Here is a 14,232-nt window from a genome sequence, read left to right as displayed (position 1 = left end):
AACGAACGCGCACGCAGGCGGATAGATTTCTTCATGATTTAAATACCAACTTTTTATGCCCTCACCGCCATCCCCGACAGTGCATGGGCGAATTGGCGACACGTTTTTTGGACGCGCCGCCACCTTGTTGGCCGGTATCCGGGCTGGCGGAGACTACCTCTGTCGCCTTCCCAAGCGCTTGTTCAAGGCGCTCAGTGGCATGTGTGACAGAAGCGGAGCTGTAAGGCTCGTCCGCTTGACCGTTGCGGGGGCAGCGCAGGTGAGGTGTTGTCGAGCTGGTCGACGCAACCCTCCTGCTTCCCGTTGAACTGAGGTGTGTGAACCACACCTCGAGCACCAACAGATGATATTTTAACGATTTACCTTGCAGTCACCTTAAAATGCCAAGGCCATGCCACAAACACCCCTGATTGATCAAATTGCCCAGCGCGTTGAACATTTGCTTCTGCGTCACGAAGAGCTGCAGCGCACCAACGCTCTGCTAGCAGCCCAAGTGCAAGACCTCACGCATGAACGCGACTTGCTCAAGTCACGTCTAGGCGCGGCCCGCCACCGAATTGATGCCTTGATTGATCGCCTGCCTCAAGGCACAGAGGCCACGACCAAGGACAACGCGTGAAGCAAATCGAAGTTCAAATCATGGGCCAAGGCTATGTGCTAGGTTGCCCCGAAGGTGGCGAAACCCGTTTGGGCCAAGCGGTAGGTAAAGTCGACGAAGCCATGTGCAAGATTCGCGATGCCGGCAAGATCAAAGCGCGTGACCGCATTGCCGTGCTGGCCGCGCTCAACTTGGCTTTTGATTTAACCGACCGCCCAGCTGCTTCCACAACCAGCGGCGACAACAGTGCTTCTAGCACCGACCTACACAACTTGCTGCAGCGCATGGATGCGCTGCTCGCACGCGACAACCAGCTCATCTAAGCACGCCTACAATCAAATTGTCTGCAAGTCCTTGGGGCTTTATATTTCCTAGAACCAATGCTCATAGAGCTCGGGCTTGGAACATCGGTTGATGAGCGTGATCGTCTCGCGTTAGATGAACCCAACGTTGACCTGACCTCGCCCACCTGAACCCCGGTTCAGGATGAGGGTCCCAGGGAGCCTTGCAGACACCTTTTTTGATTAAGGCCTGCACTTCATGGATCTCCAACCCCAACTGATTGTTGAACTCGCCGCGATCGGCATTTGCACTGGGTTTTTAGCGGGGTTACTTGGTATCGGCGGTGGCATGGTGATGGTGCCTTTCATCACATTTATCTTGTCGCACCGTGGCATAGATGCAGACTTAGCAGTCAAGATGGCCATTGCCACAGCGATGGCCACCGTCATCTTCACCTCCGTGTCTAGCGTGCGTGCGCACCACAAGCGCGGTGCTGTGCGTTGGGATTTGGTCAAGGGTTTGGCGCCGGGCATTGTGCTGGGCAGCCTGATCAGCAGCTTGGGTGTGTTTGCTTTGCTCAAGGGCTCTTACTTGGCTATCTTCTTTGGCTTGTTCGTGGGCTTTTCTGCCACGCAAATGTTCTTGGACAAAAAGCCTTCACCTTCCCGCCAAGTGCCAGCCGCTGCAGGCTTGATGGGCGCGGGTGGTGTGATTGGTTTTCTATCCGGCTTGGTGGGTGCAGGCGGTGGTTTTATGAGCGTGCCGTTCATGACCTGGTGCAACGTGGCCATTCACAACGCGTTGGCCACCAGCGCTGCTTTGGGATTTCCGATTGCAGTGGCCAACGTGGCGGGCTACATCGTCAGTGGCCTGTCGGTGCAAGGTCTGCCGGATGATGCGTTTGGCTTTATTTGGGTGCCTGCCTTGGTCATCATCGCAGCGTGCAGCGTTTTCACAGCGCCTTTAGGTGCCAAAGTTGCCCACGGGCTACCAATGAAAAAACTCAAACGCATTTTTGCCAGCGTTTTGTACTTGCTGGCTGCGTATATGTTGTACACAGGCCTGTCGGGCTAAGCAACAGGCCTTTGAGTGCCAAGCTTAGGAGTCCACTTGCACCTTGGCATCTTTAATAACCTTGGCCCACTTCTGAGTTTCGCTGCGGATAAATTCAGCAAAACGCTCGGGTGAACCGCCGCCATCTTCAGCGCCGTATTGGTCAAATTTTTCAATCACATCGGGCATGGCCATAGCGCGGTTCATGTCTTCGTTGATTCGCTTCACCAAGGCTGGGTTCATCTTGGCAGGACCTACTATGCCGTACCAAGTGGTTGCATCAAAACCCGCAAACCCTTGCTCGTCCATGGTCGACACATTGGGATGGCCTTTGGCACGTTTGGGGCGGGTTTGCGCCAGCGCAATGGCTTTACCACTTTTAACGTGTGGCGTAGCCGAGGTCATGGTCTCAAAACAATATTGCACTTGACCGCCGATGAGGTCGGTCAACGCAGGGCCTGAACCTTTGTAAGGCACATGCAGCGCGTCAATCCCCGCACGTAACTTGAACATCTCCAGCGCCAAATGCTGCGCCGAGCCGCCGCCAGCCGAAGCAAAGCTAATTTGACCTGGATTTTTCTTGCAAAGCGCCACCAAGTCTTTGACTGTTTTAGCGGGTTGGTTTTCATTGCAAATTAGCAAATTGGGGGTGACGCCCACCAAGCCAATGGGTGTGAAATCACGCTCCACGTTGTAGTTCAACTTGGGCTGCAAACTGGGGGCTAACGCATGGCTGTTGATGTGTGCCATCAGCAAGGTGTTGCCGTCTGGGGCTTGCTTAGACACATAGTCCGCCGCAATCACACCCGCAGCACCGGCCTTGTTATCAATCACGATGTTGACGCCCCACATGACTTGGAGCTTTTGCGCCAGCACGCGCGCCAAGGCGTCGGTGCCACCGCCCGGTGGAAAACCCACCACGATGCGGATGGGGCCTACCGGCAAAGTTTGCGCTTGAACCATGGGAGCTGCCATTGTGACGGCTGTGGCGGCACTGGCTTTAAGTAGCGTTCTTCGTTTCATGCTGTCTCCTTTGTGTGTTTAAGCCCTGACCAACGGTGGCACTGGGTGTGCCGAGAAAAAATCCATGGCGGCTTGCACGCCCGAACCTAACAATTTCACGCCGCTCAGCTTGAGGCCCATTTCGCACGCAGACAGTGCGGCAATTAGCGTCAAGTCGTTGCAGTCCCCCAAATGGCCAATGCGAAACATGCGGCCTTTGACCTTGCCCAAGCCAGTACCCAGTGAGCAATCAAAACGCTCATAAATCATCTTGCGAACAGCGTCTGCGTCAATTCCCTCGGGTGTCATCACGCCCGTCAAGATGGGCGAGTACAACTTGTCATCAGCACATTGAATTGGCAAGCCCCAGGCATTCACAGCAGACCGCACGCCCTCGCCCCAGCGCAGGTGGCGTTTGAACACAACCTCCAAGCCTTGGCCCAAAATCATGTCGCAGGCCTCACTCAAACCGTACATCAGGTTGGTGTTGGGCGTGGTTGGGTAATAACCCGTCTTGTTGATCTCCAACATCTCGTCCCACGCCCAAAACGATTTAGGGAGCGTGGCTTTTTTACTGACTTCAATGGCTTTGGGTGACAAGGCGTTAAAGCCGATGCCAGGCGGCAACATCAAACCTTTTTGCGAGCCGCTGATCGTCACGTCCACGCCCCATTCATCGTGGCGGTAGTCAGTTGAGGCCAAGCCCGAAATGGTGTCAACCAACAACAGGGCCGGATGCTTGGCGTTGTCGATGGCGCGGCGCACCGCAGGGATGTCACTGGTCACTCCCGTTGACGTTTCGTTGTGCACCACACACACGGCTTTGATGCTATGTGCGGTATCGGCCTTGAGGCGCTGCTCGATCATGTCGGCGTTCACCCCATGGCGCCAGCCCTCAACCCCAGCCATACCAAGCACTTCAGACTTGATGCCTAAGCGGGTCGCCAGTTTGTTCCACAAAAATGCGAAATGGCCGGTTTCATACATCAGCACATGGTCGCCCGCGCTCAAGACGTTAACCAACGCTGCTTCCCATGCGCCAGTGCCCGAAGAGGGATAAATCATGACGGGGTGCTGGGTTTTAAAAATCTTTTGCATGTCGGCCATCAGCTTCAAACCCAACACGCCAAATTCAGGACCACGGTGGTCAATGGTGGGCAAGCTCATAGCTCGCAAGATACGGTCTGGCACTGGCGACGGTCCGGGGATTTGCAAAAAGTGGCGCCCGGTGGGATGAAAGTCTAAATTGAGCATGAACGTGGATCTCCAGAAAGTCGTCTATTTTTTGCATACAAAACCCATTTAACTACTATCGAATACCCTAAATACCTTTGCAATTCAAAGATTGACGATGAACTTTTTTGCATACAAAATTAAGACATGACTGCAGATATCTTGTCCATCCCCTACGCCGCCTTGCACAACCAAGTCACCCACCGACTGCGACAAATGCTGGTGGAGAACCAAATTGCGCCCGGCGCCAAGCTCAATGAACGCACTTTGTGCGAGGCCTTGAACATTTCTCGCACACCGTTGCGCGAAGCCATCAAAGCCTTGGCCGCTGAGGGCTTGGTGGCGTTGCTGCCTAACCGTGGTGCGGTGGCGGTGGCCCTGTCAGAAGACGATGTGCGCAACACGTTTGAAGTAATGGCGGGCCTAGAAAGCCAATCGGGCATGTTGGCCGCCCAGCGCATCACCGACGCAGAACTGAGCGAAATTAAGGCCCTGAATTTGGAGATGATGGCGGCCCATGTCCGACGCGACCTCTCGACGTATTACCGCCTCAACGCCGTCATTCACCGCGCCATTAATGCGGCGGCCAAAAACCCAGTGCTGTCAGCCACCTACGAGCAGGTCAACGCACGTTTGCAAGCTTTGCGCTTTCGCTCAAACCAAGACGAAGACAAATGGGACAACGCCATGGCCGAGCACACACAAATGATTGAAGCCCTGCAAGCGCGTGATGCGCCAGCATTGCGGGACGTGCTGCTCAAACACCTAGAAAACAAACGCGATGTGGTGATTGCCCAACTCTTGGCGCAACAGACCAACACCACCACACCCACCAAACACGCACGCAAGGCCTGACCATGAACGCACCTCTGCCCCGCCACATCACCGACACACCCGCCACCACCTACGAACGCGTGGCCACTGTCAGCAACGAAATCGCTGGCAAACTGGCCGCGCGCTTACGGGCTGAAACACAAGGTGAGGTTTTATTCTCTGCGGCCGACCGTGGCCGCTATGCCACCGACGCGTCGATTTATCAAGTCATACCGGTGGGCGTGTTTGTGCCACGTCACGCACACGAGGTGCCCATTGCGCTAGAAATTTGCCGCGACTTGAACGTGCCTATCGTGCCGCGCGGCGGCGGCACCAGCCAATGCGGGCAAACCACAGGCGCAGGCCTGGTGATTGACCATAGCAAACACATTCGAAATGTGCTGCAGCTCGATCTGGCAGCGCGCACCGTTGAAGTCGAACCCGGCTTAGTGCTGGACCACTTGAATGCCCAACTCAAAGCCCACGGTGTGTGGTTTCCAGTGGATGTCTCCACCAGCGCACAAGCCACCTTAGGCGGCATGGCGGGCAACAACTCGTGCGGCAGCCGCTCCATCGCCTACGGCAACATGGTGCACAACGTGGTGGGGGCCAACGCGTGGCTGAGCAACGGTGACTTGCTGCAATTCGGCAACTACGGCACTAGCAGCGGGCATGCGAAACAGGTGGGCGATTTCGTCAAGCACTTGGCACAAGGCTTGACCTCCGAGCTACAAGCCCACTGGCCCAAAGTGATGCGCCGCGTGGCGGGCTACAACCTTGATATTTTCAACAACCAAAACGAGCGGCCCTACACCCAAGACGGTTCGGTGAATTTGGCTCACCTGCTGATTGGCAGCGAAGGCACGCTGGGCTTGACCCAATCACTGACGCTCAAACTGAGCGACTTACCTCGCGCCAAAGTGTTAGGCGTGGTGAACTTTGACAGCTTCTACAAAGCCATGGATGCTGCTCAGCACATTGTCAAGTTGGGCGATGGCACGCTGACTGCGGTCGAGTTGGTGGACCGCACCATGATTGATCTGTCGCTACAAAACCCAGCCTTCGCACCCACCATTCGCACCGCCTTAATTGGCGAGCCGGAAGCTGTGCTGTTGGTGGAGTTTGCAGGTGTCAACAAAGACATGCTCAAACCCAAAATGCGCCAACTGGTCGAGCTGATGGGCGACCTAGGCCTGCCCGGCAGCGTGGTGGAGATGATCGACGACGCACCGCAAAAAAATCTGTGGGAAGTGCGCAAGGCTGGCCTCAACATCATGATGAGCCTTAAGGGCGACGGCAAGCCCGTGAGCTTCATCGAAGACTGCGCAGTGCCGCTTGCCAGTTTGGCCGAGTACACCGACGAGCTAACCCAAGTGTTCAAACGCCACGGAACCAAAGGCACTTGGTACGCTCACGCCTCGGTGGGCACACTGCACGTGCGACCCATCTTGGACATGCGCCGCAACGGTGCCGCCAAGATGCGCGATATCGCCGACGAAGCCAGCGCCTTGGTGCGCAAATACAAAGGCGCTTACAGCGGCGAACACGGCGACGGCCTCTGCCGAGGTGAATGGATTGAGTGGCAATTCGGGCCCAAAATCAACGAAGCCTTCACGCAGATCAAACAGCATTTAGACCCCTTGAATTTGCTGTCGCCGCAACGCGTCGTCAACCCTCCCAAGATGGACGACACCACGCTGATGCGATATGGCAATGACTACAAAATTATCCCCATTCAAACGGCATTGGACTGGCGCGCGTGGGACGTTCAAAACGATCCTGCCACCGAACAAACCACCCCACCCGGCACCGGCGGCGACGCCGCCCAAGGCTTTGCCAAAGCGGTGGAAATGTGCAACAACAACGGCACCTGCCGCAAATTTGATGCAGGCACCATGTGCCCCAGCTACCGTGTCACCCGCGACGAAAAACACCTCACACGAGGCCGCGCCAACACCTTGCGCTTGGCCTTGAGCGGCCAGCTTGGCGCTGAGGGCCTGAGCAACCCCGAGTTGATGGAAGCCATGGACTTGTGCGTGGGCTGCAAGGGCTGCAAGCGCGATTGCCCCACCGGCGTGGACATGGCCCGCATGAAAGTGGAAACCCTGCACCACTACAAAGCGAAGCACGGCTTCACCCTCAAAGACCGGCTGATTGCCTACTTGCCTCGCTACGCACACCATGCTGCCCGTTGGTCGAGCCTGCTGAATTTGCGCAACAAAATTCCGCTACTGGCCCTCTTGGCCGAACGCTTCACGGGTTTGTCTGCGCAACGCAGCTGGCCCACTTGGCAAGACCAACACTTCTTTAACCAAGGCACACAAGGCGTGTCTAAAGAAGCCGTGCTGAGCGCCATCAAGCCTGTGGTGCTGTTTGTCGACACCTTCAATGGCTACTTTGAGTCTGGCAACGCCCACGCCGCCCTGCGCGTGTTGCAAGCGGCGGGCTACAGCGTACATGTGGCCTCTAAAAATGAGCGCGGCCACGGTGCTGACCAAGGGCACTTGTGCTGCGGCCGCACCTTCTTGGCCAACGGCATGGTGGACAAGGCCCGTGAACACGCCCGTGAGTTGATTGACACCCTGTTGCCCTTTGCGGAGCGCGGCATCGCCATCGTGGGCTTGGAACCATCTTGCTTACTCACGCTGCGTGATGAGGCACTGGTATTGGGCTTGGGCGACAGCGCACACCGCGTGAGCGAACAAGCGCTTCTGCTTGAAGAGTTCTTGGCACGCGAAGCCAAAGCAGGCGCCTTGGATGAGCTCAAGCTGCACCTCAAGCCTGCGAACAAAGCCATCTTGCTGCATGGCCACTGTCATCAAAAAGCCTTTGGCTTGATGCCGCCCGTGCTAGATGTGATTCGCCTCATTCCCAACGCAGCACCCGAGTTGATTGAAAGCAGTTGCTGCGGCATGGCCGGTAGTTTTGGCTATGAGGCCTCGCACCTAGAGGTATCGATGCAAATGGCTGAGCTGAGTTTATTGCCCGCGGTGCGTGCCAAGCCTGATGCGATTGTGGTGGCCGATGGCACAAGTTGCCGTCACCAAATTGAAGACGGTACCGCTCGCAAAGCCATCCATGTGGCACAACTGTTAAGCGACCATCTAAAGTTGTAAGCGATGTAGCGAGGCTACTATTGAGGGACCAAGCACCATGGCGCTTGGTACTCGACCAAGCCCATCCACAAGGCCCAACCCGAGCTGACAGCCAAAGCAAGCCCCGCCAATCGCACCCCCCACGCACCGCTGCCATTGGTCATGACTTGCCCACCGCGCAAACGCAGCCACACCCAAGGCCCAATCGTCAGCACTACGGCGCTACCCAGCGCAAACAAAGCCATCACACCAGCCCCCTCTAACGGACTGTTGCTGAGTGCCGCCACCAAGAGCGCGCCATAAAGCAAGCCGCAAGGCATCAACGCCCACAAAACACCAAGGATGACCGCTCCGCCATTACGCAGTTTGAGGTGCGCCGTCATGCTTTGCACGCGACGCCAAATGCCGCGACCTAAGTCTTCCAACCAAATGGGCTGCTCGCCACGCCACAGCAGCAAACCGCCCACCATGAAAGCAACGATGTGGAGCAACGTCCACACAGGCCGAAACACCGCCGACTGCGTGCTGAGCCAGCCCACACCTTGCATGGTGCTGGCGGCCAAGGCGCCCAAAGCGCTGTAGCCCACGATGCGGCCCAACTGAAACAACAACATGGCAGAGGTGCCCTGCCCGCCAGATTGTTTTTGGGCGGCACGCCCAATACCTGCACAAGCCGCACCGCACATGGCCAAACAGTGCGGCCCGCCCGCCAACCCCATGAGGAGTGCGGTGAGGGCCAAAGTAGTGTTCATCAGATGATTTTAGAGAACCTTGCGCGGTTCTTGTCAGTCTGTAAGTATTTATCAAACACCATGGCAACGCCACGCACAAAAAACCAACCCAGCTCTGTGACGTAAATGCCCGAGTCGTCAATGGTCAGCAGCCCTTGGACTTGCATGGCATTCAAGGCTTGTAACTCGTTGACGAAGTATTGTTTAAAGTCCACGAAGTGTGACAGCTCAACCGATTCAAACAGCACAGACCCCTGACACATGAGCGCCATGATGACACTGCGCCGCACCAAGTCATCACGCGACAGCGCCATGCCACGCACAACTGGCAAACGCCCTTGGTTGAGCAAGTCGTAATACTCGTCCAAGGTTTTGACGTTTTGACTGAAGGTGGGGCCAACGCGGCCAATGGAAGAAACTCCCAAAGCAATCAGATCGCAGTCGGGCTGCGTGCTGTAACCCTGAAAGTTGCGGTGCAAGCGGCCTTGACGTTTGGCAACAGCCAGGGCGTCGGTGGGCAAAGCAAAGTGGTCCATACCTACATACACATAACCAGCGGCCATCAACACGCGCATGGCGCTCGAAAGCATGACCAACTTAGACGCTGCAGGCGGCAGGTCTTGCGAGTGGATACGGCGTTGCGGCTTGAAACGTTCTGGCAAATGCGCATAGGCATAAAGCGCAATGCGATCTGGACGCAGTTGGGTAACTTGCGCTAGCGTGCGCTCAAAAGTTTCTGGCGTTTGCATGGGCAAGCCATAAATCAAATCGACATTGACTGACTCGAAGCCCAGCTCCCGCGAGGCTGCCACTAATTCAAACACCTGCTCGGCAGGTTGAATTCGGTGCACCGCTTTTTGCACACCAGTCTCAAAATCTTGCACACCAAAGCTCAGACGGTTAAAGCCCAGCTCAGCCAAATGGGCCAAACGATCACGCGTGACTGTGCGGGGATCAATCTCCACCGAATATTCGCCACCTGGCGCAAACTGAAAGTTGCGTCGCAGCATCGTCATCAATTGGGTCAATTCTTGATCGCACAAAAATGTCGGGCTGCCGCCCCCTAGGTGCAACTGCGACACCACTTGGCCCAAGCCTAAGTGCGCAATGTTGAGGTCGACCTCGCGCTCAAGATAGCGCAAGTATTCAGCACCACGCTCGTGATGTTTGGTGATGATCTTGTTACACGCGCAGTAATAGCAAAGCGATTCACAAAACGGGATGTGCACATACAGAGACAAGGGATAGGCCTTTGCAGCCAACCCGTCACGACGCTGCCCTAGCGCCTGCACATATTCGGCCTCGCCAAAGGCCTCAACAAATCGGTCAGCCGTGGGATAAGATGTGTAACGAGGCCCCGCCACATCGTAGCGTTGCAAGAGTTCTGGATTCAACACAAGAGAATGCATAAGTTCATACCTAAATATGAACTCCATAATAGTTGTGCACACAGTTTAAAAATTTGACCTGCATCAACACAAACGACTGTCCAACACATGAATCCGATCAGCATCAAAGTCGCCTGCTCTAACTGCAATTTGCGAGAGCTCTGCATGCCCTTAGGTTTAAGCGAGAGCGAGATGGAACGTGTGGATGACGTGGTGTCAACACGTCGCAAAGTAGCTCGTGGCGACAACTTGTTTAGAAACGGCGACAAGTTCAATGCCCTGTTTGCCATTCGCACGGGCTTCTTCAAAACACGCATCTCAGCTGAAGACGGTCGCGACCAAGTCACTGGGTTTCAGATGGCGGGTGAAATCATTGGGTTGGATGGCATCGTCAGCGACCACCACACCTGCGATGCTGTGGCACTTGAAGACGCCGAAGTGTGCGTCATGCCGTTTGATCGGATCGAAGAACTGTCACGCGAAATCACCTCGCTTCAGCGCCATGTGCACAAGATCATGAGTCGTGAAATTGTGCGTGAAAACGGTGTGATGTTGCTGCTAGGAAGCATGCGCGCTGAAGAACGTTTGGCCGCCTTTTTGCTGAACTTGGTGCAACGCTTGCACGCAAGAGGCTTTTCGCAGTCAGAGTTGGTGCTGCGCATGACGCGCGAAGAAATTGGCAGTTACTTGGGCCTCAAACTCGAGACTGTCAGCCGTACGTTTTCAAAGTTTGTTGACGACGGCTTGGTCGAAGTCAAGCAACGTCATGTGCGCATCTTGAATGCCGACGGGCTGAAGCTCATCGTGAACTCACAAAACTGCCAAAGCAATTAAAGAGATGCTGGCCCGCAAGGTGCCTCTTGTTTGGGGCACCCATCTGGTCGATCTGTAGTCGTCATTGGGCAACGGTTCATCTCGAAAGGTGACAACGACAGTAAGGTTGTCAAGGCACTTGAGGCACAGGTCATGGCCCAAAAGACAAAAAATGACAAGGTATAAACCCCCTGTCTTGACAGATCCATGGGTTGGCCAAACCACTGCAAATCTTGTGGATCTACAAAAGCAAACACCAGCATTTCTAATGCGCCCGCTACCAAAAAGGCGGGCCATGCAATCCACATCATTCGTTGAGTCAACATTTGAATTTTCCTCAAAAGGAACAGGTTTCAGTTTAGGTCCAAATGATGCAGCTCAATCATTGGGGTTTCGGGAGCTTCTCTAACTTGGGTGCTTCAGACTTAGGAGTCACCACATGGTTGCGTGACTGCATAGCCGGAGCAAGTTGCATTTCTTTTTCAGCTGCCAGGGTTTTGTTGATGTCCAATCCCCGACGGTAATAGTCTTCAGCCAGCACAGGATCTGGCACTCGGATGGCAATCACCAAAGTAACAAAGCCCGCCACGATGACCGCAGCAGGTCCAGAAATGATGAGCCAAACGTGGCCATATTGCCACCAAGGTTTGGTATCGCTTGTTTGTTGTTTCATGAGGTTTTACCTAGGAACAATAAATACAGATTTTTCGACCACGAAGGCATCCGTTCCCAACGCCTGAATTTCAAACATGATCTTGTGCGAGCCACCCTCCACAGAGCCGTAAGGCACATCGACACGCAAGACTACCCAACGAGCTTGGGCAGAGTCGACCTCCACCTCCGTCTCAGTCGTGATTTTCAAGTTTGGTAGGCCCTTCACAGACAAGTGATAAGTTTGCACGTTTTCAGCGGCGTTCATGATTTGCAGTCGATACACGTTTTCCAATGTACCGTAATCGGTGATCCGAGATAAAGTCGATCGGTCGCGAACCACATCCACCTTGAAGGGTGTGCGCAAGCTGAGTGAGACAAACAAACCGATGGTGACTGCCGCCAAAAACATGGTGTAAATCTGAATGCGAGGACGCCTCAGACGTTGCCAAATTTCTTGCGATGTCCACTTGTTGTCCATCGCGTTTTGCGTGGTGTAACGCACCAAGCCTCGGGCATAACCCAACTTGTCCATCACGGTGTCACATACATCAGCACAAGCACCGCAACCAATGCACTCGTATTGCAAACCATCCCTGATATCAATGCCCGTGGGGCACACTTGCACGCACAAGGAACAGTTCACACAAGCGCCTAAGTTCAAAAGACTTGCATCCGCACTTTTGGCCCGCGCGCCTCTTGGTTCGCCACGCTCAGCATCGTAGGTCACGATGAGTGTGTCGTTATCAAACATGGCGCTTTGAAAGCGCGCATAGGGACACATGTATTTGCACACTTGCTCGCGCATGAAGCCCGCGTTACCGTAGGTTGCGAAGGCGTAGAAGAACACCCAAAACAACTCCCATGAGCTCATGTTGGTCAGGAAGAACTCCATCGCCAAGTCACGAATGGGCGTGAAATAACCCACAAATGTGAAGCCCGTCCAGATCGATAAAAAGATCCAAATTAAATGCTTGTACCATTTTTTGACCAACTTTTCCATAGAGAAGTTGGCATCATCCAAGCGCATGCGGGCTGATCGATCGCCTTCCACTTTGCGCTCAATCCACAAGAAAATTTCGCTGTACACCGTTTGCGGACAAGCATAGCCACACCACAAACGCCCAGCCACTGCGGTAAACAAGAACAGCGCTAAAGCAGAAATCACCAATAAGCCGGTGAGGTAAATAAAGTCTTGGGGATACAAGACTAAATTAAAAATATAAAACCGACGTGACGAAAGGTCGAACAATACCGCTTGACGCGTGCCCCACTCAAACCAAGGCAAGCCATAGAAAACCAATTGCGTCAGGACTACACAAATCCAGCGCCAATACGCAAAGATGCCCTGAACAGAGCGAGGATAGATTTTTTTGGATGCAGCATAAAGCGAAACCATCGCATCGTCCTCGGAGCCCGAAGGCTCTGGAACGATAGGGATGGTTTTGCGCTGCTTGGCGTCGTCAGCAGAATTCAAAGTTTTTTACCTTGTAACCGCATGTTTGTTAGAGAAACCCCACACGTAAGCGGTCAAAACGTGAATCTGCGACTCTGTCAAACGGCCTTCTTGCGCAGGCATTTGGTTGACTTTGCCGTTGTTAATCATGGCAGCAATGGCTTCTTCGCCCCAGCCATGCAACCAAACTTTGTCGGTCAAGTTGGCGGCGCCCATGGCTTGCATGCCAGCGCCATCTGGGCCGTGGCAGGCGGCACAAGCGCCGAACTTTGACTTGCCCAATGCAGCACGTACGGAGTCGTGCGGGCTACCAGACAAGCTCAACACATAGTGCGACACATTGCGAACGTCGTCAGGTGACCCCACGGCCGCAACCATGGGCGGCATTTGACCGATGCGGCCTTTGGTCAAGGTCTCTTTGATTTTTTCGGTGGTGCCGCCATGTAACCAGTCCTTATCGGTCAGGTTAGGAAAGCCTTTTGAGCCGCGTGCATCTGAGCCATGGCATTGGGCACAGTTGTTCATAAACAAACGCTCGCCCACTGCCATGGCTTTGGGGTCTTGCGAAAGTTGTTCAGGCGCTTGTGCATTGAAGGCAGCATACAAAGGCTCCAACTCTTTGTTGGCCTTGGCAACTTCTGCGTCGTATTGGCCAACGGAAGTCCAGCCTAACTTGCCTGCATAGCTACCCAAAGTTGGGTAAGCCACGCCATAAATCACAGCGAACACCATGGTAATGATGAACAGCCACAGCCACCAACGTGGCAGCGGGTTGTTCATTTCTCGCAGGTCTTCGTCCCACACATGGCCTGTTGTGCCATCGATTGGATCGTGTGTACCCACTTTGACTTTGGCTGAAAACCACAGCAAAACCGCGCAGTAAACAACACCAAAAATGGTACTGCCCGCCACAAAAATGGACCAAAAATTACTTGTGAAATCACTCATGATTCGATTCCTTTACAAAGGCCACAGGCCTTAGTCTTGATCGAGGGGCAGCTTTGATGCAGCCTCAAAATCTTCTTTGTTACGTCGAGAAAAAACCCACACCATGATGCCAATGAACACGGCAAATGAGATCAAAGTGGTCGCTATACGCAGGTCATTGACATCCATG

14 protein-coding genes, 1 pseudogene and 1 riboswitch are annotated in these 14,232 nt (G+C 54.4%); of the genes and pseudogenes, 6 read left to right on the top strand and 9 right to left on the bottom strand.

From position 1 onward, the window contains the following. Positions 1 to 112 precede the first annotated feature (112 nt). A riboswitch (cobalamin riboswitch) is annotated at positions 113 to 355 on the bottom strand. 36 nt (positions 356 to 391) lie between these two features. The 3 genes from ABWP81_RS00930 (at position 392) to ABWP81_RS00920 (ending at position 1,954) form a co-directional block, all read left to right on the top strand. Further along, on the top strand, positions 392 to 619 hold the full coding sequence (locus ABWP81_RS00930) for a coiled-coil domain-containing protein (protein WP_353135301.1): 228 nt from the start codon (positions 392 to 394) through the stop codon (positions 617 to 619). Next, entirely contained in the window at positions 616 to 921 is a 306-nt protein-coding gene (locus ABWP81_RS00925) for a cell division protein ZapA (protein WP_353135304.1), read from the top strand. Before ABWP81_RS00930 ends, ABWP81_RS00925 begins: the two co-directional genes overlap by 4 nt. A 217-nt stretch (positions 922 to 1,138) precedes the next feature. After that, the gene (locus ABWP81_RS00920) at positions 1,139 to 1,954 is read left to right on the top strand and encodes a sulfite exporter TauE/SafE family protein (RefSeq protein WP_353135307.1); all 816 of its coding nucleotides are present in this window, start codon (positions 1,139 to 1,141) and stop codon (positions 1,952 to 1,954) included. A gap of 24 nt (positions 1,955 to 1,978) precedes the next feature. Here the strand turns inward: ABWP81_RS00920 and ABWP81_RS00915 are convergent, their stop codons facing one another. Together ABWP81_RS00915 and ABWP81_RS00910 are read right to left on the bottom strand one after the other, a co-directional pair. After that, positions 1,979 to 2,956, bottom strand: coding sequence for a Bug family tripartite tricarboxylate transporter substrate binding protein (locus ABWP81_RS00915; RefSeq protein WP_353138325.1), 978 nt, complete (start codon positions 2,954 to 2,956; stop codon positions 1,979 to 1,981). A gap of 18 nt (positions 2,957 to 2,974) precedes the next feature. Further along, a complete protein-coding gene (locus ABWP81_RS00910; protein ID WP_353138322.1) occupies positions 2,975 to 4,189 on the bottom strand; it encodes a pyridoxal-phosphate-dependent aminotransferase family protein in 1,215 nt (404 codons plus the stop codon). 126 nt (positions 4,190 to 4,315) lie between these two features. On the opposite strand from ABWP81_RS00910, the gene ABWP81_RS00905 reads away from it, so the two are divergent. After that, positions 4,316 to 5,023: a GntR family transcriptional regulator gene (locus ABWP81_RS00905; RefSeq protein WP_353138319.1), complete on the top strand. Its 708-nt coding sequence runs from the start codon at positions 4,316 to 4,318 to the stop codon at positions 5,021 to 5,023. Positions 5,024 to 5,025: 2 nt separating this feature from the next. Further along, positions 5,026 to 8,097 (top strand): FAD-binding and (Fe-S)-binding domain-containing protein, encoded by a 3,072-nt coding sequence (locus tag ABWP81_RS00900; RefSeq protein WP_353138317.1) that lies wholly within the window; start codon positions 5,026 to 5,028, stop codon positions 8,095 to 8,097. Positions 8,098 to 8,114: 17 nt separating this feature from the next. On the opposite strand, the gene ABWP81_RS00895 is transcribed toward ABWP81_RS00900, so the two are convergent. Continuing rightward, positions 8,115 to 8,828 (bottom strand): sulfite exporter TauE/SafE family protein, encoded by a 714-nt coding sequence (locus ABWP81_RS00895; protein WP_353135321.1) that lies wholly within the window; start codon positions 8,826 to 8,828, stop codon positions 8,115 to 8,117. After that, positions 8,828 to 10,216 carry an oxygen-independent coproporphyrinogen III oxidase gene (gene hemN, locus ABWP81_RS00890; RefSeq protein ID WP_353138314.1) on the bottom strand — a complete coding sequence of 463 codons (1,389 nt, stop codon included), beginning with the start codon at positions 10,214 to 10,216 and terminating at the stop codon, positions 8,828 to 8,830. Before hemN ends, ABWP81_RS00895 begins: the two co-directional genes overlap by 1 nt. Before the next feature lie 84 nt (positions 10,217 to 10,300). Between hemN and fnr the strand changes: the two are divergent. Continuing rightward, positions 10,301 to 11,029 (top strand): annotated as a pseudogene (fnr, locus tag ABWP81_RS00885) (fumarate/nitrate reduction transcriptional regulator Fnr); the annotation flags it as partial. Here fnr and ABWP81_RS00880 read toward each other — a convergent pair. The 5 genes from ABWP81_RS00880 to ABWP81_RS00860 all read right to left on the bottom strand — a co-directional run bounded on the left by ABWP81_RS00880 (position 11,026) and on the right by ABWP81_RS00860 (position 14,231). Beyond that, entirely contained in the window at positions 11,026 to 11,334 is a 309-nt protein-coding gene (locus ABWP81_RS00880) for a hypothetical protein (RefSeq protein ID WP_353138337.1), read from the bottom strand. The pseudogene fnr and the gene ABWP81_RS00880 overlap by 4 nt on opposite strands. Before the next feature lie 56 nt (positions 11,335 to 11,390). Next, the gene (locus ABWP81_RS00875; RefSeq protein WP_353135327.1) at positions 11,391 to 11,681 is read right to left on the bottom strand and encodes a FixH family protein; all 291 of its coding nucleotides are present in this window, start codon (positions 11,679 to 11,681) and stop codon (positions 11,391 to 11,393) included. Between the two features lie 6 nt (positions 11,682 to 11,687). Beyond that, a complete protein-coding gene (gene ccoG, locus ABWP81_RS00870) occupies positions 11,688 to 13,058 on the bottom strand; it encodes a cytochrome c oxidase accessory protein CcoG (RefSeq protein ID WP_353138334.1) in 1,371 nt (456 codons plus the stop codon). Positions 13,059 to 13,142: 84 nt separating this feature from the next. Next, positions 13,143 to 14,063 carry a cytochrome-c oxidase, cbb3-type subunit III gene (gene ccoP / locus ABWP81_RS00865; RefSeq protein ID WP_353138311.1) on the bottom strand — a complete coding sequence of 307 codons (921 nt, stop codon included), beginning with the start codon at positions 14,061 to 14,063 and terminating at the stop codon, positions 13,143 to 13,145. A gap of 30 nt (positions 14,064 to 14,093) precedes the next feature. Further along, positions 14,094 to 14,231 carry a cbb3-type cytochrome oxidase subunit 3 gene (locus ABWP81_RS00860; protein ID WP_353135333.1) on the bottom strand — a complete coding sequence of 46 codons (138 nt, stop codon included), beginning with the start codon at positions 14,229 to 14,231 and terminating at the stop codon, positions 14,094 to 14,096. Position 14,232: the final 1 nt, after the last annotated feature.

Source organism: Limnohabitans sp., assembly GCF_040401135.1.
In the GTDB taxonomy this organism is placed as follows: Bacteria; Pseudomonadota; Gammaproteobacteria; order Burkholderiales; family Burkholderiaceae_C; genus Limnohabitans.
This window is presented reverse-complemented; position numbering and strand designations above follow the sequence as displayed.